The following is a 23,291-nucleotide window of genomic DNA, read 5'->3' on the forward strand; positions in this document are numbered from 1 at the left end:
GTTAAAAAAAATATATTATGGATTATATCAGTCCGAAAGAAGTTGCGGGAGCAATGATGAATACCGCTATTTATAAATCGTCACTGCCGATCCGGGACTTATTGATCCGTGGTGCCTTGTCTGGTGCGCTGCTGGCGATCTCGGTGACCCTGGCACTGCTGGCTACAGGGCAGACGGGGCTCAGCCTGGTCGGTGCCTTTGTTTTTCCTGTCGGCTTTGTGATCATCGTGATCCTCGGTCTGGAACTGGTGACGGGGAGCTTTTCGCTGGTGCCGCTGGCCTGGTTTGAAGGAAAAGTAGGCTTTAGGACGATGGCCAGCAACCTGCTCTGGGTATTTTTGGGCAACCTGATCGGCAGCGTCCTCTTTGCGCTGCTGTTTTGGGCAGCCAGTACCGAGACCGGCCAGGTCAGTCAGCTGGGAAATATCGAGCAGAGCCTGATTGCCATCAGCGAGAAGAAAACACTTGGCTACGGCAGCCACGGCGCTGCCGGCCTCTTTTCGGCCTTTGTCAAAGCCATCCTCTGCAACTGGATGGTGTGTATGGGGGTGGTGATGTCGATGACATCCAGGTCCACTCTGGGCAAAATTCTGGCTGCGGGGATTCCGATCTTTATCTTTTTTGCACTGGGCTATGAGCATGCCGTGGTCAATATGTTTGTGATCCCGGCAGGTATGATGTTTGGTGCGAAAGTGAGTGTGTCGGACTGGTGGCTGTACAATCAGCTGATCGTGACGGCCGGCAACATTGTGGGCGGACTTCTGTTTACCGGAATGGCTATTTATTATACCTACCACAGCAAGGAGAAAGTTGCTGCATCTTAATCGCTGCATGATGATAAAACGGTTTACAATGGTGGCACTGGCCAGTTTGCTGGTGTTCACTGCTGCTGCACAGGCGCAGCAGAGTAGCGTCAAAGCCAGCCTCTTTGAAGGGGTTGTGGTGGCAGGCTACGCGGATGCTGGTGCTTATATCAACTGTACGGGCCCTGCGGTCAAGTATACCTTTGCTCCGGGCCGCAGTCTGATGCTGGGGCTGCTGCCGACCCTGAAACTCAAGGAAGATAAGGTGGAAGAAGGCAAACCCAAAAATGCATTTGTGACACCGACACTGGGCGTGGGCCTCACGCTGCTATTTGGGCACCTGGCCGTGCAGCTGCCTGCCTTTTACACGGCCAAGACCAGCACGTCGAACGGAAAATGGCGGCCGGGGATAGGACTGGGGTACAGATTTTAGCGTTGACGTATAGATTGGGAAATATTTACGCAGGGGAGACAGTTATCGCGCGACGGTACCAGCTCCCCTTTTTTACGAAGTCTGGTCGGCAGAAAGCCTGCGGAGCAGTTCAGCATTCTGAATAAAGATCCGGCGTCCTTCGAGGCGTATGGCGGCCAGCTCAGACAGCTCGGCGAGCATCCGGTACAAGGTTTCGTAGGTAGTGCCGATATAGGCTGCGAGGTCTTTTTTGCTGGGTGAAAATCCGATATAACCGTCGGTTGCATCGGCACCGAAAACACGCTGAAACAACAGCAGGCTCCAGGCCAGCCGGCTCTTTGCGGTAAGCTGATACAGATTGCACATTTTCTGTTCCGACAGCTGGAGCTCGTCGGCAAAAAAGAGCATGAGCCGGTAGCTCAGTTCGGGATTGACGCGTAGCGTGGACAGGAAAAAGGGCAGGTCCACAAAGCAAAGCTGCGTGGTTTCGAGTGCCGTGGCTGAAATGGGGTATACTGCCTGTTCAGAGGATACACCACGATGGCCCACGATATCGCCGGGGCCTGCAAAGCGGACGATCATTTCCTTGTCGCCGAGCCGTCGGTGGACTTTGACAAGTCCGGACTGTACAAAATAGATGCCTTCGGCAGTGGTGCCTTCGTGGATAAACTGCTGTCCTTTTTTTATTTTTAGAAGTTTACGGTGTAGATCTATCTGTCCGAGCCAGTCCTGCAGTACATGCCGGCACATCAGGCAGGAGTGGTCACAGGTGGTTGATTTTTTTGATTTCATCCATTTTTTGGTTTGGCAGTCATGTGTTTTTACACTTCAAAGGTATTATCTATTCCCTGAAATTCCTATCGAAAATATTTTTTGTCCGCTTATGCTCCGATTTCCCGGTGTAAAGGCTGTCGCCCGGATACACGATCTGATTTGGGCGTATCTCTGGCATTTTTTGCCTAACTTTATAGGGCTAGTTGATGTTCATAGAAGGTAAATATAACCGGATTAAAGGATGAAAAAGATCGAACTTATTCCGCTGGCCGGAATGCATATCGAAAATGTTGGGCAGGTGCCCCTGGGAGCAAGCCGCGCCGAAGTGCAGGCTATCCTCGGAGCGCCGTCCGACGCGCTGGATGACCAGTATTACTACGACGACCTGGAGCTGCGTCTGGATTTTAACGAGGCTGGATTTCTGCAGTTTATTGAAAGCATCAATGGACCATACCCCCAAAAAACCGAAATCAGTATCTATGGGGTCAACCCGTTTCAGGTGGAAGCGGATGAGCTGCTCAATATCCTGAGCGAAAAAAATAGGGGGCCGGTCGACGACAGCGAAGCGGGATATTGCTATGCCTTTCTGAATATATCCGTCGGCGTGTGGCGGCAGCTGACCGAAGAGGATATCGAGGAAGAAATGGAGTCGATAAAAGCGGAGGGCGATTATGAAGAAAACGCTGACATGCTGATTGAGGACCTCGAAAAATCTAAGTTTTTCTGGACCATAGGGGTTGGTGTGGAAGGTTATTACGCGGATTAGACCCAGAATCCGTATGCATAAAGATCGTAGTCTCCGCGGAGGCTTACTGAAAAGACTGCCTAAACTCTACCGGACTCTGCTGGGTGTTCTTCTTGAATACCTTGCTGAACGACTGCGGATGCTCAAAGCCCAGTTCGTAGGCAATTTCGCTGACTGAAAGTGGGCTGTTGCTGAGCCTTTCTTTGGCGTATTCGATCATTTTTCCCTGTATATGTTGCTGTGTGTTCTGACCCGTGTAGATCCGCAACAAGCTGCCCAGATAATTGGGTGAAAGGTGGAGCTGCTGGGCCAGATAAGCAACCGTTGGGATACCTTGATCCAGAAGCTTGTCCCGATCAAATTGGGCGGAAAGCAGCTGCTCAAACCGGGTGACCAGTTCCTGCGTCGATTTTTTACGCGTGATAAACTGTCGCTCGTAAAAGCGCTCCGAGTAGATCAACAGGCGTTCGATCTGCTTGATAATCAATTCGCGGCTGAACTTGTCGATATTGGACTGATATTCTTTTTCGATATTTTGGAGGATATCGACGAGTATGGCTTCCTCTTTGTCCGAAAGGAATAGGGCCTCATGAACCTCGTACTGGAAAAATTCGTAACGCTTGATCGTATGTGCCAGTTCGCTATTCCACAGAAAGTCGGGATGGATCAGCAGCATCCAGCCGCTGGGTTCTACCTGCACCTCAGGATTGATTTCGACTTTTAGAAACTGCAGGGGTGAAACGAAGGTCAGCACGCCAGAATCAAAATCGTACTGCTGCTGACCATAATTGAAACGAGCATTTACATTCCGCTTTAATCCGATCGAATAAAAATGCTGTATCCATTTCATCTCCGAATCATTGATGGGATATTTTACCTGGCTGTAGTCCACCAGGCTGATCAGGGGATGTTCGGGCCCGGGCAATCCACAGAATTGGTGGAACTCCGAAAGCGAATGAAAGCGAAATGTAGTGTCCATATACAAATTTACTATTTTTACCGATTCATGAAGCTGTGTCAGCGAGCGGCCATAGGAGAGATCAATAACCTGTGGATACCGTATAGGATTTCCACTTCTCGATCTCATCGGCCATCAGGCTGATTTTCTTTTTGGCCATGTCATAGGCATCGGCACCCATCATAAAATGTACCGGCGGCTGTTCCAGCTTGCTGAGCTGAATGAGGACTGTGGCCGCTTTTTGCGGATCGTTGCTCTGGTTGCCGTTGATCTCCTGCAGATGTGTTGCTTCGGACTGTCTGGCGGTGACATAAGCCGCAATAGGCTGTGCCGGTGTCTGGATGGAGCCCGAACGCAGGAAGTCTGTCCTAAAATATCCGGGGTACACCAAGGTGGTGTGCACGCCAAATGGTGCCATCTCTTCTGCCAGTGCTTCTGTGAATCCGGCAACGGCAAACTTGGTTGCGCAGTACACGCCAAAAGCGGGAAAGTTGCCGGCAAAGCCGCCGATCGAGGCGATGTTAAAGATATGTCCCGACTGCTGCTGACGGAGCTGCGGGGCGATGTGGCGGATAGCATTGAGTGATCCGAAAACATTGATGTCAAAGTTGCGCCTCGCCTCCGCATCGCTGAGCTCTTCGATGGCTCCGATCTGCCCGTAACCGGCATTGTTGACCAGTACATCGATCCGTCCGAAATAATCGATAGCCGAAGATACGGCGCCTGCGACAGCTGCATCGTCGGTGAGATTGACTTCGAGCGGCAGGAAGTTGGGGTGATCGCCCACAGCATCGCTTAATGCCTGCCGCGTGCGGGAGGTCGCCACCACCTGATAACCCTGATTCAGAAGTTCTTTGACGAGGTATAGTCCCAGCCCTTTGGAGGCTCCGGTGACAAACCATACTTTTTGTGTTTCCATAACTGTTTTCTTTAAAATATTGTGTTGATACAAAAGTGATAATTTGCCCAAATGCGGATGTAGTCAGATCAACGGATCTCGTAGCAAAATCGTGGATTTGATGTTTTTTAACGATAATTGTACGTGTGAAGAGCAATCCCTATTTCGGTTCCCACATATGCACTGGCTGGAGTGTGCAGAAATAGGGTTCGCTGGGTGTAAATGAATCAACTAAACAAAAAATATGGAAAATCAAGGAGCCTCGGTTGTCATAACGCATCACATTCTGGATGACAGACAACATGAATATGATGAATGGCTGGCAGAAATTGTTCCGCTTACCAAACATGCAGCGGGATTTATCGATCTGCAGGTCATTAGACCTATTCCCAAGCTGACCTTTGTCTACACGGTGATCATTAGATTCGATACCGTGGACAATCTAAAAACTTGGATGGAGTCGGATACCCGCAAAAGAATGATCGAAAAGGCCTCTCCCTTATTCCGTCAGAATGATCGTTATCAAATCAGATCCGGTCTCGAATTCCTTTTTGAAACGCCGGAACCGACCGGTAGGGTGCCGCGCCGCTGGAAACAATACCTGGTGACCTGGTCGGCCATTTACCCGCTCTCATTGCTTATGCCCTTGCTCCTGCTACCTCTCTTTCGTGAGCTGCATATTCCGCAAAATCGTCTTTTGGATGGATTACTGATTTCGGGGAGCATCGTTTTTCTAATGGTCTACCTGGTCATGCCCAATTATACCAGAATGATACGGAGATGGTTAAACAAGTAACGGTCCTTAGGGTGGACTGTCCCTGAGGCGGATTGTCCGTCGCTGAGGTGCAAGGTATTGAAACGATCGTCAAGTAAATAAAACAATTTTTACTCGACAAGACTTTGTTTTATGGACCGGGGCCAATGGAGATCAGTAGGATCACCTGTAGCTCCGGAGAATGGTTGAACTTTAAATACCTTAGTATGTTACAAAAAAACGACGTGGCGCCGGATTTTACCTTGTACGCGACCCCCGATCAGAAAATCAAACTGTCTGAGTTTAAGGGAAAGAATGTTGTCCTTGCCTTTTATCCTGCCGACTGGAGTCCGGTCTGTAGCGATCAGATGGCCTTATATAATGAAATGCTCAAATATTTTAAGAAATATGATGCTGAAATTCTGGGAATTTCTGTAGACAGCAAATGGTGCCACCTGGCCTTTGCACAGTCTCGCAATCTGCATTTTCCATTGCTGGCTGATTTTGAGGAAAAGGGCGCGGTAGCCAAAAAATACGGTGTCTATGACGAGGAAGAAGGGGAATGCAAACGGGCCCTGTTTGTGATCGACAAGGAAGGGGTGATCCAATGGAATTACTTGTCACCGACCGCGGTAAATCCCGGTGCCGATGGTATTATAGAAGCGTTAGAAAACCTTAAATCAAATTAATTATGGCACTCAGACCAAAGGTCAGCAATGCTGACCATTCGCAGGGAAATCAACAAGCTGATCTCACGATTGTCGAATATGGGGATTACCAATGCCCACATTGTGCTGCTGCGCATGGTGTTTTGAAGCCGATGATGGCTGAGCTGGGGGAGCAGATCCGTTTTGTATTCCGTAATTTTCCACTCTCAGAAATGCATCCATATGCCCGTCCTGCGGCGCGTGCGGCCGAAGCGGCCAGCAGGCAGGGGAAATTTTGGGAAATGCACGATAGGATATATGAACATCAGGATGCGCTGAGCACCCGTCTCCTGTCCGACCTCGCTGAGCAGCTGGGGGTGGATATGGAAAAATTCAGGTCCGACCTGGAGGACGAGGGAATCGAGGAAAAGATCGATGCCGATTTTGAAAGCGGTATGATGAGCGGGGTGAATGGGACGCCGACCTTTTTCGTCAATGGTCAAAAGTTCGATGGGGGCGCCGAAGATCTTGTGCGGATGCTCAACGAAAACCGGATCTAATAGGGTTCGGTACGCTGCTGAAGAAAGGCCCAAATCCCAGTGTGGTCTGCCTATAATAATGACCGTGTTTTTTAAAATTTTGCTTCCCGAAGATTAAATTAGGGTTAAGTACACGTTGCTGGTTAGGGTTTCTTTTGGTTTTGTATGGTTATTAATTAAATATTTCTTAACATTACGGTAAATTATGAACCAAAGGAAAGCATCATCTTTGATGCTAAATTCTAAACCAGACTAAAAATGCAGAAAACACTACTAATCAGTATGGCATTGGGTCTCTCTTACCCAACATGGGCGAATGTAGAGCGTGATCATGTCAAATTGACTAAAGAGACGCAAACTATTGCAGCTCAGTCTACCGTGGAAGGGGTGGTCAAAGACAACAACGGAGCAGCCATGCCCGGGGTTACCATCACAAACCTTTCGACAGGAAAAACAACATCGACTGATGCGTCCGGGCAGTTTAGCTTACCGGCCAATGCCGGACAGAAGCTGAAGCTGACGCTGGTCGGTTATAGCGAAAAGATTGTCACCGTCTCAGGCAATCAGCTCGATATTGTGATGGAGTCCAAGGATACCGAGCTGGAGGAAGTGGTGGTGGTGGGTTATGGTACGCAAAAGAAAGTGAACTTGACAGGAGCCGTGGACCAGGTCGGGTCGGAAGTATTCGAAGGACGTGTGCTGGGCAATGCCAGCCAAATGCTGCAGGGCGTGATCCCCAACTTAAACATCACTCCGGCCGATGGTAAACCCAATCGGGCGCCGAGCTTCAACATCCGTGGTACTACTTCAATCGGGCAGGGCGGAAGTGCGCTTGTGTTGATCGACGGTGTAGAGGGCGATCCGGCTTCGATCAATCCCAATGATATCGAAACCGTGACCACACTCAAAGATGCTGCTGCATCGGCTATCTACGGTTCGCGCGGAACCTTTGGCGTGGTGCTCATCACGACCAAACGAGCCAAAGCAGGCAAAACATCCATTAACTATTCGGGAAATGGCTCGTTTCAGAAGCCCATTACCTTACCCAAGTTTGTTACGGATGGTTATGAATATGCGTCACATTTCTTTGAGGCATACAATGCCTGGAATAACTACTCGTCGATCCCAAGCAAGCTAAACAAGACGCAGATCTTTACGATGGATTGGCTCAATGAGTTCAAAAGACGCAAAGAGCAGGGCATCACAGAAGAAGTAACCGTAGATGACAAGGGGAATTATGTATATTATGGAAATGAAGACTACTACGGGGCGCTGATCAAAGACCATACCTTTGTACAGGACCACAACCTCTCCGTGAATGGAAATTCAGAAAAGTTTGATTACTACATTTCTGGCCGTGCCTATGATTACAAGGGGCTGTACCGCTATAACACGGACAAATATAAGATTTACAATACACGTGCAAAGGCTGGTGTGCAGGTCAACGAATGGCTGCGCATCAGCAACAACATTGATTACAACTATTCGAAATATCGCGATCCGGTTACCGCAGGCGAAGGCGGTAACATTTGGCGGAACATTGCGGACGAGGGACACCCATCTTCGCCTATCTTCAATCCCGATGGTTCGCTCAGCTTTTCTGCCGCCTATACGGTAGGTGATTTTATCTATGGTAAAAACCGGGTAGAGACGGAAAACCGCGATCTTCGCAATACCACCTCCTTTGAAACTAAGTTTCTGAACAATACCCTGCGCATCAAGGGGGACCTGACGTTCAGAAACCGCGATCTGAACTCCGTGCGCGTACGGGTGCCTGTACCCTATAGTACGCAGGAAGGCAAAACGCTGAAACTGGAAACGGATCTCAACAACAATATCTATCAGGTTGACCAGAAGTGGAAATACCTGTTTGGAAATATCTATGGCGAATACGAAAAGACAGTGGGTGACCACTACTTCAAGGGTTTGCTGGGATACAACTATGAACAGCGTAGCATCAGCGGGACGTACATCAACAAAATAGGCCTGCTGACGGAGGATGTGGACAACATCAACCTGGCACTAGGACAGAATACGACGGCGACGGCCGAGTATAACAAATACCGTACGGCCGGAATCTTTGTGCGGGCCAATTATATTTTTAAAGACCGCTATCTCTTTGAATTCAACGGTCGGTACGATGGCTCATCCCGTTTTCCGGTAGATCAGCAATGGGCATTTTTCCCTTCTGCTTCCGCCGGATGGAGGGTCTCTGAGGAACCATTTTTTAACGTGGATAAGCGCATTATTTCAGACCTTAAATTCCGTGCTTCCTATGGCTCTCTGGGTAACGGTGTGGTGGATCCGTATTCGTTTATGGATTTGTACGATATACGTATCATGGATCGCCTCCTCAACGGACAGAAGCCTTCCTATACTTCTGTGCCCAAGGTAATTCCGAATAATCTGACCTGGGAAACGGCCAGGACAGCCAATTTCGGGATCGACTTTTCATCTTTAAACGGCAAATTGACCTTTACAGGTGATATCTATCAGCGCAAGACCTTGAACATGTATACACTCAGTGTGGAGCTGCCGGATATTTTTGGAGCCGCCTCCCCAAAGGGTAACTATGCAGACATGACAACCAAAGGATTTGAGTTGAGCATTGCCTATAAAGACAGGTTTGATCTGAACAGCTCCCCATTCAACTGGTCCGTGAAAGCTACATTGGCCGATTACCGATCGACGATAGACCGCTATGAAAACAAGGCTGGACTGTTGCAAAATGACCGCTATCAGCAAGATCGCTATTATGAAGGCCAGCGCTTGGGTGAGATCTGGGGCTATGTAACGCAGGGCTTGTTCCAAAACCAGGCTGAAATCGACGGGGCACCGACACAGAAAGTAATCAGATCTTCCAACTCCGGCAAAATATACCCTGGAGATGTACGCTTTGCTGATCTCAACGGTGACGGTGTCATCGACTATGGAAGCAACACCATCTATGACCATGGTGACAAGACCATTATCGGGAATTACGAACCGCGGTATATCTATGGCTTCAATATCAATATGGACTGGAAGAATATCTATTTCTCGACATTCTTTCAGGGTGTCGGCCGACAGCATTGGTACCCGAGCAACGAATCTATCTTTTGGGGACAGTATAACCGGCCATACAATAATCTGCCGGAGTGGCACCTCAACAATTATTGGACTGAGGATAATCCAAACGCATACCTGCCCCGGTATGCAGGTTACAACGAGTCCCTCAAGACGACTCCGCAAACCCGCTATCTGCAGAATATTGCCTATATCCGCATGAAAAATATCCAGATCGGATATAACTTCCCGGCAGCGGTTACATCCAAACTCAAGATCAGTAGCTTGCGTGCGGGCATATCGGGCGAAAATCTTTGGACCTGGTCGCCTTTGTATAAACGCACGAGAGATCTGGATGTCGGAAACCTGGCCAAATCGGACCCGGACGTAAACAGTACCATGCGCCTGGATGCAACAAGCGGCAACAGTGGCGACGGATTTAACTATCCTGTCATGAAGAGCATCAGTTTTAATTTATCCATCGGATTATAACAATAGTGAGAAATGAAAAGAATCTTTTTTATACCTATCATAGCATTTTTATTGAGTTCTTGTGAACTGAATGAGCTGCCAAAAGCTTCGGCAACGGAAGAGGATATCTTCGGTACGGAAAATGGGCTGCGCAACTACAGCAACTCCTTCTACCGTAATATTACCTCCAGGAGCGACGCCTTTAAGGGGGATGCGATGGCCGACTATTCGGCTGTCAATAGCCTGAATGACTTTATGGTGCAGGGCGCTTATTCCCCGGAGGTCAGTTCTGGCTGGGATTTTGCCGCCCTACGCAATATCAACCAGATGATCGTCAAATGCACGAGTCCCAACCTGAGTGATGCGGTCAAAAATAACTACATCGGTATCGCCCGCTTTTTCAGGGCCTGGTTTTATTACGATAAAGTGGTGCGTTTTGGGGATGTGCCTTGGGTGGACCACCCGTTAGCGGTGGATGAAACAGATATTCTCATGGCACCGCAGGATTCCCGTGAAGTGGTCATGAAGCATATCATGGAAGACCTGGATTTTGCTTACGCGAATATTACAGATGATGGTGGCGATGGTACCTTGGTCAATAAATGGACTGCATTGGGCCTGAAAACACGTGCGGCGCTTTTTGAGGGAACATTTAGGAAATATCACAACCTCAACCTGGCCACAAAACCTGATGAGTTTTTTAGAATGGCAGTCGACGCAGGCAAGATCCTGATGCAGCAAGGGCCTTATAGGCTGAATATAGGCAGTGATCCAAAGCTGTCGCAGCGCCAGCTGTTTACCAGCAATCAGCTCGTCAAGCAGGAAGTGATGTTTGGTCTCGCCTTCAGCAAGGAGCAGGCCTTGATGAACGACGCCAACTGGTGGTGGACATCGGCAACCTACGGACCAAGGCTAAGCCTGGTACGCCCCTTTATCAATAGCATTCTTAATCTGGACGGGACGCCGTACACGGATCGGCCAAACTACATGACCGAAGAATTTTATGAGGAGTGCCAGAATCGCGACTATCGCCTTGCGCAGTTGATCCGTACACCGGGCTATAAGCGTGGCGGTGCGGCAGCGCCACCCAACTTCGCAAGTTATACATACACGGGATACCAGCCTATTAAATATACACTGGATGATCCTTACTATGATAATGGAGCCTATAATATCAATGCGGTGCCATTGATGCGCTATGCCGAAATTCTGCTCAACTATGCGGAGGCAAGCCGGGAATTAGGGCAATTTAACGCAACTGACTGGGCTAATACCATCGGCGCATTGCGTGCACGCGCTGGTATTACCGCAGGGATCAATACCTTGCCGACAAAGGTGGATAGCTACCTCAAAAATACCTTCTTCCCGGATATCAATGATCCGGTACTGTTGGAAATACGTCGGGAAAGACAGGTCGAACTGGCACTGGAAGGTTTCCGTTTCAACGATCTGAAACGCTGGAAATTGGGACCATTGATGGCGACGATGCCGTGGACGGGAATCTATGTTCCTGCCCTGGAGCAGCTTATGGACCTGGACCGTGACGGTACACCTGACGTGATATTTTATGACGGAAAGAAAAAGCCTGAAGATGTTTCGGCACCCAAGGGTGTAGCGAAAGTTGCGATCGGCGGTAGTGACAAAAACTTCCAGACAATGACCGCAGATAACCACCTGGAATGGTACAAGGCTGTGCCGAGGACATGGGACAATAACAATAAACAGTACCTCTATCCCATACCGGCGACAGCGATTGTCAAAAACCCCAACCTGAAACAGAATCCGGGATGGGAGAAAAAATAACTAGGCTGCTTTAACTGTCTAGAATTGCAATAAGGGGCCCGGCGGAGTCGGACCCCTTACTTATTTGTACCACCTCTGCCAAGAGGTTTGCGAGGGCCGCTGGCCCGATCCCAAGTTTTTTAATCCGGTCTATAAGTTCAACGCGAATCTGCCGTGTTTTTTGTGTAAAAACGCTAACTTAGAGACGAAACTACGGTTTTGTCAAATACCATTGATTACTAAATTCATGATCATGCCAAAAAACAATATCAAATCAGGAACGCAGACATGGGGGCGTGGATTCTGCTGTTGCGCTTTTCTTTTAATTGCTTTGCTAAAAGGTTTTTCTCAATCGAAGGTGACCAAAGACTATGTCGACTACGTCAATCCGTATATGGGAAATATCAGTCATCTGCTGGTGCCGACTTATCCGACGGTGCACCTGCCCAACAGCATGCTGCGCGTCTACCCCGAGCGCGGTGACTTTACTTCAGACCGCCTCAATGGCCTGCCGTTGGTCGTCACAAGTCACCGTGGGTCGTCGGCGTTCAACCTCAGCCCGATGCAGCAGCTACCTGCTCAGCTGAACCCGGTGCAGCGGTACAGCTACGATCAGGAGCAAATTACACCATATCGCTACTCGGTGTTATTGGATCAGGAAGATATCCAGGTCGACTATGCGGTAGCACATCAGTCCGCAATATATGTGTTTACGTTTGCAGGCAAGGGCACCAAATACTTACAGTTCAACTCCCGCAGTGGCGAACTGCAATGGGATGGCCGGGGCCTCTCGGGGGCACAGGACATCGGCAACGGCACGCGCGTCTATATGTATGCGGTACCCGAAGATAAGGCAATCGCGGTGAAGCGTCTGCAGGAGGGGAAACTACAGCCTGCTACCGAAGCGAAGGGGCGCAATGCCTGTCTCCTGCTGCAATTTGACGGGCCGAACACCTCGCTCAGGATGAAATATGGTATATCGTTTATCGATGCGGCGCAGGCCAAAGCGAACCTCGAGCGGGAAATTGCCGATTTCGATCAGGACAAAGTGGCGCACAACGGACGTCAGGAATGGAACCGTGCACTGGGTAAAATTGCCGTCGAAGGCGAAAGTGAATCGGACAAACAGGTGTTTTATACCTCTCTGTACCGGACTTACGAGCGGCCGGTCAACATCTCGGAGGATGGCCGGTATTTCAGTGCTTTTGATGGCAAGATCCATCAGGACGGAGGCCGGCCATTCTTTACGGACGACTGGATCTGGGATTCTTACCGCGCCCATCATCCACTGCGTGTCCTATTGGATCCGGAAGCCGAATCGAACATCCTGCATTCCTTTGTGCGGATGTCCGAACAGATGGACAGACCTTGGCTGCCGACGTTCCCGGAGATCACGGGCGACAGCCGCCGGATGAACTCCAATCACGGAGTGGCGACCTTATTGGATGCCTACCGCAAGGGCATCCGTGGTTTCGATGTGCAAAAAGCTTATCTGGCCGCAAAGGGAGCGATCACTGAGAAAACCCTGGCGCCTTGGTCGGATAAGCCGGCCGGAAAAATGGACCTGTTTTTTAAAGAAAAGGGCTATATCCCCGCGTTGCATCCGGGTGAAAAGGAAATCTATCCGGAGGTGCATGGCTTTGAACGCCGGCAGCCGGTGGCAGTCACACTCGGCACTTCCTACGACTTATGGTGCCTGGCACAGCTGGCCAATGAACTGGGCATAAAAGACGATTATGAGCTCTTCATGAAGCAGTCCTTCAACTATAGGAATCTCTTTAACGAGCAGACTAAATTTTTCCATCCCAAAGATGAAAAAGGCAATTTTATCATGCCTTTTGACTACGTATTTTCAGGTGGTCAGGGTGCCCGTGAATATTACGGCGAGAATAATGCCTGGATATACCGCTGGGATGTACAGCACAACATCCCGGACCTGATAAAGTTGATGGGGGGCAATCAGCTGTTTGTACAGTACCTGGACGACATGTTCCAGCAGCCGCTAGGCCGTTCTAAATTTGATTTTTATGCGCAGCTCCCGGACCATACGGGCAACGTCGGCCAGTTTTCGATGGCCAATGAACCTGCACTGCATATTCCTTATCTGTATAATTATGCTGGCCAGCCCTGGATGACGCAAAAGCGCATTCATAAGCTGATCGGCGAGTGGTTCAGAAACGACCTGATGGGGGTACCCGGTGACGAGGACGGCGGCGGCATGTCGGCTTTTGTCGTTTTCTCGCAGATGGGCTTTTACCCCGTCACCCCCGGTCTGGCTTCCTACAGCATCGGTTCGCCCTTTTTCCGGAAGACACGCATCAGCCTGCCCAACGGTAAATCCTTTGTGATCAGCGCCAGGAATGCTTCGGCAAAAAATAAATACATACAGTCCGCCACACTTAATGGCAAGGTGCTGGACAAGCCTCAGCTGGATCATAACGACATCCTCAATGGTGGCACGCTGGAGTTTGTCATGGGTGACAAGGCCAATAAAAATTGGGGGAACTGATACTCCTGTATATCAAAACCAGAAAAGCCGCTGCTCCTATCAGCGGCTTTTTTGATGCTCCGACACGACACTCATGAATTGGTCGGAAGGAAAGACGAGATACAGCGCCTGAACACCAGTTTATGGGATAAAGCCGCCAGCGCAACCCGATACGCCCAGTGGCTGCACTTAACAGAAACATAATACTAAACACACACTGCCCACATATTTCTTTATGAATTTAGTGCCGTCAGCAGGATGTCCCTGCGGTACGCTGACCCTGGCATGGCCGGCGCAGAAGTATCACAATAGCTTGCTGCTATGATATGGGGGATATCCCTTGCTGGGAAGCCGACAGATAGCGACAATCGAAAACTTGACCAAGAGTGAATTATACAAACGCATCAGACCGGGAATTATTGGAAAGCTGTTGTCTGCACGATGACCTGAAAGCTTATAACGAACTTGTGGCCCGTTATTCCCCCAAGCTGTATATGACCTGTCAATTGTATCTAAACGACAGCTTCCTCGCCGAAGAGATTGCGCTGGATATCCTGTTTTGGCTCTGGAAAAAACGTCGTGAGTTTAGCATACCGGATAATCTGGGGGCATACCTTCACCGTGCTGCACGCAATGCGGTGATCAGCCAATTGCGGAGGCAGCGCCGTAGTGTTGTCGAAACAGTCGCGGATTTCAGTGAAACAGCTGTCGGCGAAGAGCGTATGGCGGACTATGCGATAAGCTGCCGGGAGGGTGAAGAACAGTACCGGAAACTTCTTTCGGGACTTAGCCCACAGCGTAAGGAAGTATTTGTGATGAGCCGCGAACAGGGCTTTAGCTACAAGGAAATTGCCCAAAAGACCAACTTGTCCATCAACACAGTAGAGAATTATATCGCCGCTGCGCTTAAGCACTTTCGCAAGGGCATGGTGTCCATTGTAGTGGTAGCGCTAATCCTGTTTTATTAAATTTTATCCCTTATTATCAGTGTTTTATAGTTTTTTTTAGCGTGCCGTAGGTGGTGGTGCTGTGTTGTTGCGCCTTTATAGTTGAAGAAGCAAAAAAATGGACGAACAACTGATCACCAATGAGCTGCTGAAGCGATACCTGCAAGGAAAATGTTCTGCTGCCGAACAGCAGCTCGTCACTGATTTTCTGGACAATCCTGACAATGTGGCTCAGCTGCACAGGATCATGAGCGAAGAGACCGCTGTCCTCTGGGATCTGCCGGCGCTAGCAACACGACTGCACAACGAGCAGATTGCGCATTGGCAGCATCGCCTGCACGAAAGAATGGTACGCGAACAATGTGCGCCAAAGGCTAAAGAAGAGCAATCCGTACATACGCCTGCCATTTTTAAAATGCCTCCGTTAAGATATACTGCCGCAGCGCTGCTGCTTGTCGGGCTGGCTGGACTGCTGTGGTTGCTGACCCAGCAGGGAGAGGGGGGCGCGCAAGGAATGGCGCAGCAGGAAAATAGTATGCCAGGGACAGATAGGGCCATTTTACAGTTGTCCGATGGTTCGACGATATCACTCTCGGACGCAGCCAATGGCAAACTGGTGGATGAGGCCGGTGTCAGCATACGGAAAACTGCTGCTGGCGAGATCATCTATACCGCCGCTGGAAAGACGGCCTCTGCCAGGTCTTTCAATAGCATCCGTACACCCAATGGGGGACAGTATCGGATCACGCTGCCGGATGGAAGCCGGGCTTTGCTCAATGCGGCTTCATCGCTGACCTATCCAGTTGAATTCGAGAAAAATGAACGGCGGGTAAAAATGACCGGTGAAGTCTATTTTGAAATCGCCAAAGTCAACAACGACAGCAAACAGCGTGTACCCTTTTTTGTGGAGACCGATAAACAGGTGATCGAAGTGCTGGGAACCACCTTCAATGTCAACGCTTATGCCAATGAAACTTATGACTGTACAACCTTGGTGGAGGGAAGTGTGCGGCTGCTGGCTACAGGCAGTGGAAAGTCCGAGTTGCTAAAACCGGGACAGCAGGCAATGGTGGGGGCGGCTATGCAGCTCTCGACAGCAGACATGCAGCAAAATCTCGCTTGGGTGAACGGCTATTTTGTGTTCCGCCGGGAGGAGCTGGGCAGCATCCTGCGTAAAATTGCCCGCTGGTATGACGTTACGGTAGAATGTCCACCGGAATTAAGCTCCATGAAATTTACAGGAAAGGTGTCCCGTAGCCAGTCCCTGGCTGCGGTGGTGGAAATGATCAGCTCGATCAATAAAGTGAAGCTGGACATCAAAGAAAGGAGGATTATCGTGAAGCAATAAGTACCCAACCGACTGGCAATAACAAAAAATAAGCGGCGATGCGACCAACATCACCGCCTAAAAATAGCTAAAGTCAGTAAAAAAGATGTGTCGTCAATTTTAACATTTACTATAACTACAAGACAAAAGTATGAATTTTCATCAAGTCATGCGTGTTATGAAAATCACCATGGTATTATTAACCTGTGTACTAGCACATTTAAGTGCAGCTACATTTGGTCAGCGCCTCACTATTTTTAAAGAAAAGGTCCTTTTGGCTGATCTGATGGAACAGATCAGCACACAGACCGGATATGATTTTTTTTATGACGCAGCGCTATTTGATCATGCGCCCCGCATCAGCATCAAAGTGGTGAACGCCCCGCTGGAGCAGGTACTGGAGCGCTGTTTTGAAAAGCTGCCTTTTACCTATACGGTCAAAAATAGAATTGTCACCATTCGCCATACGGGGACCGAAAATCCGGAAGGGAAAAAGACAGTCCGTGGATCCCAGACTGTGACCATTCGGGGACGTGTGCTCGATGCGGATACGGGACAGCCGTTGCCCGGCATATCGGTGACCGTCAAAAACGACCGGAATTCAACCTCCACAGATGCTTACGGACATTTCTCTATCGTAGTCCCTGGGCAGCAGGCGGTACTCGTATTTACCTCGCTGGGATATCAGCGCATAGAGCTTGGTGTCACAGCGGCGCAGTCCGATATCACTGTACGGCTAAAGTCCCTGGCCACCGCATTGCAGGAGGTGGAGGTCACTGTACAGGCCCGTAAACGGGCTAACACGGAAGCTTCGGTACTGGAAGAACGTCGCAAAGCGTCTATCGTGCAGGATGCTATTTCCGCCCAGCTGATCGAACGGACGGGAAGTATCACCACAACGCAGGCCCTCCAACGTGTCACTGGGGTCACGATCACCGATGATAAATATGTAGCTGTGCGCGGATTGGGCGACCGGTCGGTGATCGGCCAGCTGAATGGTGTGCGCCTGGCGTCCTCAGACCCCGACCGGAGCGCTATACCCCTGGATCTGGTACCGGCCTCTTTGTTGGACAATATCACCGTCTATAAGACCGTAACACCGGATAAGCCCGCCGATGCAGCCTCGGGTATCGTTGAACTGAAAACCAAATCGGTACCGGAGAAGATGACATTTGAAGTCATTGCGCAGACTGGTTTAAATTCGAACATTGGCATTGGAGGCCGTTATAACAGCTTTTGGAATAGCGATATGGGTATATTGGGCACAGCCATCAACAAGAAAGACTTGTCGCAGGACTTTCTGAGTCTCTCCAGACAATACCCCAATGGCCTAAGTTCGATTCAGCAACTGATCGCCTCCAGTAATTATAGCCCGGAAGTGCGTCAGGAAGTCAGCCGCATCAACGGGATCATGCAGGGCTTTGATCCAGTCCTGACCACACAAACTAGAAGGGCTCCGCTGAACCAGTTGTATTCGGCCACGTTCGGCAACAGCTACACCCTGTTTGATACACATAAGCTTGGTGTTATCCTGGGAGGTAACTATTACCGTCGCACAAGCAATATCTATGACGGAGATCTCACGCAGTATAGCATCTATCAGGGTGTCGTGACAGGAAGCCCCTACATTTATAGCCAGCGTAAGATTCCAAATTTTACCACCACAAATAACCTTGTGATGGGGAAATATCAGACTTACAGGGAAAATACGGGCGTGGAAACGCTCAATTATGGCGTGTTAGGCGGTCTGACCTATCGCTTTAACCCCAGGCATGAAGTCAGCTTCCAGTACCTGGGCAGCTGGGGCGGTGAGAATACGGCGACCAACCTCCGCGGCGGCTATTACTACGCGGGCTTGCCGGGCGAGGTGAACAGTACAACCTATTCGCTCAAACAGACCTTCCGAAGCTTGCACACATTCAACCTACAGGGCGAACACAAGTTTTTGAAAAGCGCTTATTCTCCACGGCTGAGTTATAACCTCGCTTCTTCGCAATCCAACCAGAACGATCCGGATTACCGCTTTGTCAATCTGGTGGATTACAAACCGCGAAACGGAGGCACGATTGCCCGACCCAGTATTGGACACCTACCGAATAGCGGCACTATCGAGTATGTATATACCGAACGTTATTATGCGCTGAGTTCAGGATACGTCAATGGTTTTGGCCCTTATGGCATTATCCAGGCTGATCCAAATGGACGGCGCTGGCGGAATCTGGATGAAACCAATTATAATTATAAGGCGGATCTGGCCGTCCCGTTTCAATTATTGGGCCATAAACAGGAGTTTAAAACAGGTTTCAACTACCTGAACCGGGAACGTAAATTTGGTGAAAATGTGCTGTTTCTACCAGGATCCAATTTTACTGGATATGGATCCTATGGCCCCGGCAGGTTCTCCTCCATTCCGCTATACGATGTCGAAGGTAACCTGGACCGCCTGGTCAGCAACGAGGTCGTGGGCCTGCGTATACCCACAGGTGCTGTCGGTGAGGGCGATTTTCCGGTAGGAGGCTTCCTGTACAACATTCAGAAATCACCTAACAATTATACCGGATTTTACGAAACCAATGCATTTTACGGTATGCTGGACTTAAAGCTGACGGACGAACTGCGGATCGCCGGCGGATTGCGTTTTGAGAATACCAATATTCAATCATCGGTGGATACGGCGAATGTATATCTCGACCCTTCGCTGACCGCGGCCAATGCGGATGGGACGGTAAACCTGAATCCGCAGAATCCCAACTCGGCTTACAAACAGGGGTACAAACCGTACTATTCGGCCAATGTGACCTACAGCCTCAACGATCATATGAATTTTAGGGTGGCGTTCAATACAACGCTGGCGCGGCCCGAACTGCGCGAAATTACCAATGTCTACGAGTTTGATGCCTTTCAGATGGGGCTGGTCGTCGGCAACCGGAACCTGAAAAATCAGTCGACCAAAAATCTGGATTTTCGCTGGGAATGGTTCCCCAACAGCGGCGAGGTCATTGCTGTATCGGCTTTTGGAAAAGAGATCAACGATCAGCTGGTGAAGGTATTCAGCCTGCAGACGCAAGGACTGGCAGCGACCTTTCCGGAGTTTCCGGTGATTCAGTTTCAAAACGATCCCAATCGCGGCCGTGTGTATGGGATCGAGCTGGAGCTGGTTAAAAACCTCGGCACGTTCTGGGAGCCGGCACACGATTTCTTTTTAGGCTCCAACCTGCTGCTTGCACAGAGCAATATCAGGAAGACACCCGAACGACAGGCTGCAAACTGGTCCATTGACCGGAACGCCCCGACCAATAGCCCACTTTTTGAACAGGCTCCTTATAGTGTCAATGCCTGGCTGAATTATAACAACAAAACATGGGGAACCGATATCACGGCAACCTATAATACGGTCGGTGAAAGATTGGTGCAGATTAATCTTACCGGCGAGCCGGATCTCTACACCAGGCCATTTTCCATGCTGGACCTGGTATTCAGCCAAAAGCTCAACAAAAGGCTCCTGTTTAAAGGCTACGCCAAGAATATTCTCAATCCGGCGATCAAAACCGTCTATGCCAATCCGAATACAGGGGGTAAATGGTATGGCCGTGAATACCTCAACCGCAGTTATAAACGCGGAACAGAAATTATGTTTGGTTTTACCTATAACATTTTATAAGTATGAAACAGCAAGAAAGAAGGAAGCATGCACGCCTAAAAGGCATGGGATGGCTATCCATGCAGCAGTGTCTATTGCTGCTGCTCAGCATTTTTGCACTCTCCTGCAAACGGGAAAATTTAGATTATACCTTTGATTATAGGACTAACCCAGAAGCTGACAAAGCATCCAATGTACGTTTGATCAATTTGTCCGAGAATACACAGCTGATTGCCAACGGTGATAGCCTGACCAATTTCTTTGTGCCGCCGCAGCGTCCCGGATATATTCCGCCGGAAGAGCTGACGCCGCCCGGAACCCGTTATTTTCCAAAGGACGGGCGCTTGGGACAAAGCTGGGCGGTGCCGCAGCACCTGTTCCGGACCGACGGAACAATCGATTTTAGGGCCACATTCGTACAGATACCCAACCGGATCATAGTCTCGCATGAAGTGGATTTTACTGTCCGCGAAGCCTACGATACGCCGAAAGACTACTACCTGCTGATCAATCACGAACAACGGGTGCAGCAGCCTGACAAGCTGGTGGAAGTTCCGCGAAGCGTGACTGCGCCGACACGACCGGATCATTTTAAAATCCGCATCATCAATTTCGCGAAGAAATTGATGCCTTCAAGCTCCATGGAAGATATCACCGGCGCGATCACGTTGGCTTATGCGGATGGGACGCCCGTTAGCAAGACCACAAGTACCATTGCAGGCGACACCTGGTCAGATTATGTTGAACTGCCTTATGGTACGTATCAGTTTAAAGTGCTGACGGCGGATGGCCGGCAGATCCCGGCAGTGGGACATACGTACTACAATTATATTGACCGTTTCAATTCGACCATGGAGATGGGAGGGGCAACATTCAGCCGGATGTCGTCGGGGCTGACCTACGCGCCGATACAGACCTTTCAGCCGGGCGGCATCTACACAATTGTCGTGCATCCCAAAGAATTTACATGGAATACTGGAATTGATGATATCCGTGAGCTGCAAAATGGGTTCCAGATCATCGCCGATAGCCCCGAACCGATCAACCGCAGTTATGCACAGATACAGGTGGCCAATACCATCCCGGGACAACAGGCTGTATTGGAAGCTAAAGGCCAGAAAACAGGAGCGACAGCTTATGGAGCAGCATCGGATTATCTACGGGTAGTGGCCGGTGCGCAACAGGTTGTAATAGCGACAACCTCCGGACAAGCCCTGGCCAAAGCCGATGTGGAACTACAGGCCGGACAAAATTATACGGCATGGCTTTACCAAACGGCGGACAAAAAAATGAGCATTTTATTAGCTGCCAATAATCTGGCTGGCACAGCTTATACGGGCAAAGAGGGCAATGGTAACAATGCCAGCATAGACCGGATTCGCTCCAGTTACATGTTTAACTTTCGTTTTCTGAATTTCTGTGAGCAGCTGCCGTTTGCAACCTTCACGAATGGAGAGGGGCGACCTTTCGGTACGCAGGTGATGGACAGCGGTATTAATGTCGCGCCGGCCGTCTTAAATACCCTGCAACCTTATACCTCCTTGCTATACACCGCTTCAAATGACGCTGGGGGGCCGTATCAGTTTATGGCCTACAGTTCAGATCCAACACGTATTCCCGGCGACTGGCTGGAACAGATTCAGCCACTGTCCAGCACGCAGCTTGTTGCCAATCCGGCGCTTTATACGGCCGTGGGCCGCAAAGTTCCGCTGCACGAACCGGGTGTATATTCGATCGCACTTATCGGCGATCTGAAAAGCAATGCCGCAGCTGACAAAGCCAGGTTTATGGTCGTAAAACATACAAAATAGCATTTTTATGAAATACAAGATTTTCAAGAGCCTTCTTGTTGTGGCCTACGCATCAATTTTTGCTGCCGTCATTGCAAGCTGTACAAAAACAGAATACCGTACAGTTGACAACCCGGCCTATATCCGGGTGTTCAATAACTTGACCTATACCATTACATTGGATAATAAAGAAGAGGCACAGCCCTTTTTCTGTATGTTCATCGATCCCGAATTTGACGCAACAGGTAAACCCATCGGTGGATTGACGGTAAGCGATTTTCTGGACAAAAGGAATATTTATGCCGCTCCCAATGCTGCCCATGCAGGGCTCAGCACCTCCCGCTTCAATCCGGAATATCCGGGTAAGGAGCTGGTTCCGACAGCACCGATATTGAACGGTTTTGATTTGACCAACTGGGCACAGGTGCCGGCAGGCAGACGTCGTTTTTTATTTATGACACGGCCGATCAGTAATGTCCCTTTCTCGAAGCTGCCGGATGAACAGCAACGTAAGGTTTTCCTCGACACCATTATTGATCTTTCCTCCCGTGAGGTGTATACCCTACATGTGCTGCAGAAGGATTTCAAAACAAAGGAAAATGGCCTCTATGTACGGCAGGAAACGTTCCATAAACAGGCCTTTTCGGATACCTTGACTTATGTCAATTTCTACAACCTGAGCGCGAAAGGTTTTCAGCAGGCCGAACTGGATCTGAAACTGCCGGTGCCGCTTACATCACGTTCGCTGCGTTATGGGCTGCGTGACACGATGAATATTTTCATTACCCATATTCAGCCCAGTGTGAATGCAGCAGGAGCGACCGTGCAGCAGCGGATTCCGAATTTTAGCTATCAATATGCAGGACAGATGCTGCGCAACGTTGATGTACCGAAAGTGAGCCCCTACTACAGCTTTCCGATCTTTCTACAGGAGAAAAATAAAGTTTATGCGAATACCTGGCAATATATCCAGTTTTTTGCACCGCCCATCGATCCGCGTACTTCCGGATCCTATCTCGAACCTCCATCGGTACCGATCGGCCTGCAGGAACCGGCGGTCAAAGATGGAACCTTTGGCTATATCCTAATGGATCATGCACAGTATGCACCGACGTATTATCTCAACACCTTTTTTCCGGGACTGACGGTCAACGTCCATTCTGGCAAAGACAATCCCCGGACTTTTGGTGTGGTCAGCAGTATTGAGATCGTTAACGGCAATGCATTTTTAACCACGGTACAACGTACCTATCCGCAACCCATTTATTAAT

17 protein-coding genes are annotated in these 23,291 nt (G+C 49.5%); 14 read left to right on the forward strand and 3 right to left on the reverse strand.

Features of this window, described 5'->3' with window-relative positions:
• The first annotated feature begins 17 nt into the window (after positions 1-17).
• Both FGL37_RS14215 and FGL37_RS14220 read left to right on the forward strand, forming a co-directional pair.
• On the forward strand, positions 18-824 hold the full coding sequence (locus FGL37_RS14215; RefSeq protein ID WP_028069754.1) for a formate/nitrite transporter family protein: 807 nt from the start codon (positions 18-20) through the stop codon (positions 822-824).
• A 7-nt stretch (positions 825-831) separates the two neighbouring features.
• Positions 832-1,236, forward strand: a complete 405-nt coding sequence (locus FGL37_RS14220; RefSeq protein ID WP_028069755.1) for a hypothetical protein — start codon at positions 832-834, stop codon at positions 1,234-1,236.
• Positions 1,237-1,308: 72 nt separating this feature from the next.
• Here the strand turns inward: FGL37_RS14220 and FGL37_RS14225 are convergent, their stop codons facing one another.
• A complete protein-coding gene (locus FGL37_RS14225) occupies positions 1,309-2,007 on the reverse strand; it encodes a Crp/Fnr family transcriptional regulator (protein ID WP_028069756.1) in 699 nt (232 codons plus the stop codon).
• A 223-nt stretch (positions 2,008-2,230) separates the two neighbouring features.
• On the opposite strand from FGL37_RS14225, the gene FGL37_RS14230 reads away from it, so the two are divergent.
• Positions 2,231-2,755: a hypothetical protein gene (locus FGL37_RS14230; protein WP_028069757.1), complete on the forward strand. Its 525-nt coding sequence runs from the start codon at positions 2,231-2,233 to the stop codon at positions 2,753-2,755.
• A gap of 43 nt (positions 2,756-2,798) precedes the next feature.
• Here FGL37_RS14230 and FGL37_RS14235 read toward each other — a convergent pair whose 3' ends face one another.
• Complete coding sequence (locus tag FGL37_RS14235) at positions 2,799-3,821, reverse strand: helix-turn-helix domain-containing protein (RefSeq protein WP_317132240.1); 1,023 nt, start codon at positions 3,819-3,821, stop codon at positions 2,799-2,801.
• Positions 3,775-4,611 (reverse strand): SDR family NAD(P)-dependent oxidoreductase, encoded by an 837-nt coding sequence (locus FGL37_RS14240; protein WP_028069759.1) that lies wholly within the window; start codon positions 4,609-4,611, stop codon positions 3,775-3,777. The genes FGL37_RS14235 and FGL37_RS14240 overlap by 47 nt, the downstream gene beginning before the upstream one ends.
• 223 nt (positions 4,612-4,834) lie before the next feature.
• Between FGL37_RS14240 and FGL37_RS14245 the strand changes: the two genes are divergently transcribed.
• The 11 genes from FGL37_RS14245 to FGL37_RS14295 all read left to right on the forward strand — a co-directional run bounded on the left by FGL37_RS14245 (position 4,835) and on the right by FGL37_RS14295 (position 23,290).
• Complete coding sequence (locus FGL37_RS14245) at positions 4,835-5,386, forward strand: putative antibiotic biosynthesis monooxygenase (RefSeq protein ID WP_028069760.1); 552 nt, start codon at positions 4,835-4,837, stop codon at positions 5,384-5,386.
• A gap of 185 nt (positions 5,387-5,571) precedes the next feature.
• Positions 5,572-6,033 (forward strand): redoxin domain-containing protein, encoded by a 462-nt coding sequence (locus FGL37_RS14250; protein ID WP_028069761.1) that lies wholly within the window; start codon positions 5,572-5,574, stop codon positions 6,031-6,033.
• 2 nt (positions 6,034-6,035) lie between these two features.
• Complete coding sequence (locus FGL37_RS14255) at positions 6,036-6,551, forward strand: DsbA family protein (protein ID WP_028069762.1); 516 nt, start codon at positions 6,036-6,038, stop codon at positions 6,549-6,551.
• Positions 6,552-6,788: 237 nt separating this feature from the next.
• The gene (locus FGL37_RS14260; protein ID WP_081817854.1) at positions 6,789-10,067 is read left to right on the forward strand and encodes a SusC/RagA family TonB-linked outer membrane protein; all 3,279 of its coding nucleotides are present in this window, start codon (positions 6,789-6,791) and stop codon (positions 10,065-10,067) included.
• Positions 10,068-10,079: 12 nt separating this feature from the next.
• Positions 10,080-11,849, forward strand: coding sequence for a RagB/SusD family nutrient uptake outer membrane protein (locus tag FGL37_RS14265; protein WP_028069763.1), 1,770 nt, complete (start codon positions 10,080-10,082; stop codon positions 11,847-11,849).
• 232 nt (positions 11,850-12,081) lie between these two features.
• Complete coding sequence (locus FGL37_RS14270) at positions 12,082-14,337, forward strand: GH92 family glycosyl hydrolase (RefSeq protein ID WP_081817862.1); 2,256 nt, start codon at positions 12,082-12,084, stop codon at positions 14,335-14,337.
• 365 nt (positions 14,338-14,702) lie between these two features.
• On the forward strand, positions 14,703-15,284 hold the full coding sequence (locus tag FGL37_RS14275; protein WP_138096874.1) for an RNA polymerase sigma-70 factor: 582 nt from the start codon (positions 14,703-14,705) through the stop codon (positions 15,282-15,284).
• 97 nt (positions 15,285-15,381) lie between these two features.
• On the forward strand, positions 15,382-16,611 hold the full coding sequence (locus tag FGL37_RS14280; protein WP_028069766.1) for a FecR family protein: 1,230 nt from the start codon (positions 15,382-15,384) through the stop codon (positions 16,609-16,611).
• A 130-nt stretch (positions 16,612-16,741) separates the two neighbouring features.
• Complete coding sequence (locus tag FGL37_RS14285; RefSeq protein WP_232048699.1) at positions 16,742-20,251, forward strand: TonB-dependent receptor; 3,510 nt, start codon at positions 16,742-16,744, stop codon at positions 20,249-20,251.
• Positions 20,252-20,253: 2 nt separating this feature from the next.
• Positions 20,254-22,041: a DUF4397 domain-containing protein gene (locus tag FGL37_RS14290; protein ID WP_028069768.1), complete on the forward strand. Its 1,788-nt coding sequence runs from the start codon at positions 20,254-20,256 to the stop codon at positions 22,039-22,041.
• Between the two features lie 7 nt (positions 22,042-22,048).
• Positions 22,049-23,290 (forward strand): hypothetical protein, encoded by a 1,242-nt coding sequence (locus FGL37_RS14295; RefSeq protein ID WP_028069769.1) that lies wholly within the window; start codon positions 22,049-22,051, stop codon positions 23,288-23,290.
• Position 23,291 lies beyond the last annotated feature (1 nt).

The sequence above is a fragment of the Sphingobacterium thalpophilum genome, from assembly GCF_901482695.1.
Classification (GTDB): domain Bacteria; phylum Bacteroidota; class Bacteroidia; order Sphingobacteriales; family Sphingobacteriaceae; genus Sphingobacterium; species Sphingobacterium thalpophilum.

What these genes read in the sequence shown, in the direction of transcription:
- FGL37_RS14290 (WP_028069768.1), top strand. Translation starts at nt 20,254, where the DNA reads ATGAAACAGCAAGAAAGAAGGAAGCATGCACGCCTAAAAGGCATGGGA.
- FGL37_RS14245 (WP_028069760.1), top strand. Translation starts at nt 4,835, where the DNA reads ATGGAAAATCAAGGAGCCTCGGTTGTCATAACGCATCACATTCTGGAT.
- FGL37_RS14285 (WP_232048699.1), top strand. Translation starts at nt 16,742, where the DNA reads ATGAATTTTCATCAAGTCATGCGTGTTATGAAAATCACCATGGTATTA.
- FGL37_RS14215 (WP_028069754.1), top strand. Translation starts at nt 18, where the DNA reads ATGGATTATATCAGTCCGAAAGAAGTTGCGGGAGCAATGATGAATACC.
- FGL37_RS14295 (WP_028069769.1), top strand. Translation starts at nt 22,049, where the DNA reads ATGAAATACAAGATTTTCAAGAGCCTTCTTGTTGTGGCCTACGCATCA.
- FGL37_RS14220 (WP_028069755.1), top strand. Translation starts at nt 832, where the DNA reads ATGATGATAAAACGGTTTACAATGGTGGCACTGGCCAGTTTGCTGGTG.
- FGL37_RS14255 (WP_028069762.1), top strand. Translation starts at nt 6,036, where the DNA reads ATGGCACTCAGACCAAAGGTCAGCAATGCTGACCATTCGCAGGGAAAT.
- FGL37_RS14230 (WP_028069757.1), top strand. Translation starts at nt 2,231, where the DNA reads ATGAAAAAGATCGAACTTATTCCGCTGGCCGGAATGCATATCGAAAAT.
- FGL37_RS14270 (WP_081817862.1), top strand. Translation starts at nt 12,082, where the DNA reads ATGCCAAAAAACAATATCAAATCAGGAACGCAGACATGGGGGCGTGGA.
- FGL37_RS14265 (WP_028069763.1), top strand. Translation starts at nt 10,080, where the DNA reads ATGAAAAGAATCTTTTTTATACCTATCATAGCATTTTTATTGAGTTCT.
- FGL37_RS14225 (WP_028069756.1), bottom strand. Translation starts at nt 2,007, where the DNA reads ATGAAATCAAAAAAATCAACCACCTGTGACCACTCCTGCCTGATGTGC.
- FGL37_RS14250 (WP_028069761.1), top strand. Translation starts at nt 5,572, where the DNA reads ATGTTACAAAAAAACGACGTGGCGCCGGATTTTACCTTGTACGCGACC.
- FGL37_RS14240 (WP_028069759.1), bottom strand. Translation starts at nt 4,611, where the DNA reads ATGGAAACACAAAAAGTATGGTTTGTCACCGGAGCCTCCAAAGGGCTG.
- FGL37_RS14260 (WP_081817854.1), top strand. Translation starts at nt 6,789, where the DNA reads ATGCAGAAAACACTACTAATCAGTATGGCATTGGGTCTCTCTTACCCA.
- FGL37_RS14280 (WP_028069766.1), top strand. Translation starts at nt 15,382, where the DNA reads ATGGACGAACAACTGATCACCAATGAGCTGCTGAAGCGATACCTGCAA.
- FGL37_RS14235 (WP_317132240.1), bottom strand. Translation starts at nt 3,821, where the DNA reads ATGAGATCGAGAAGTGGAAATCCTATACGGTATCCACAGGTTATTGAT.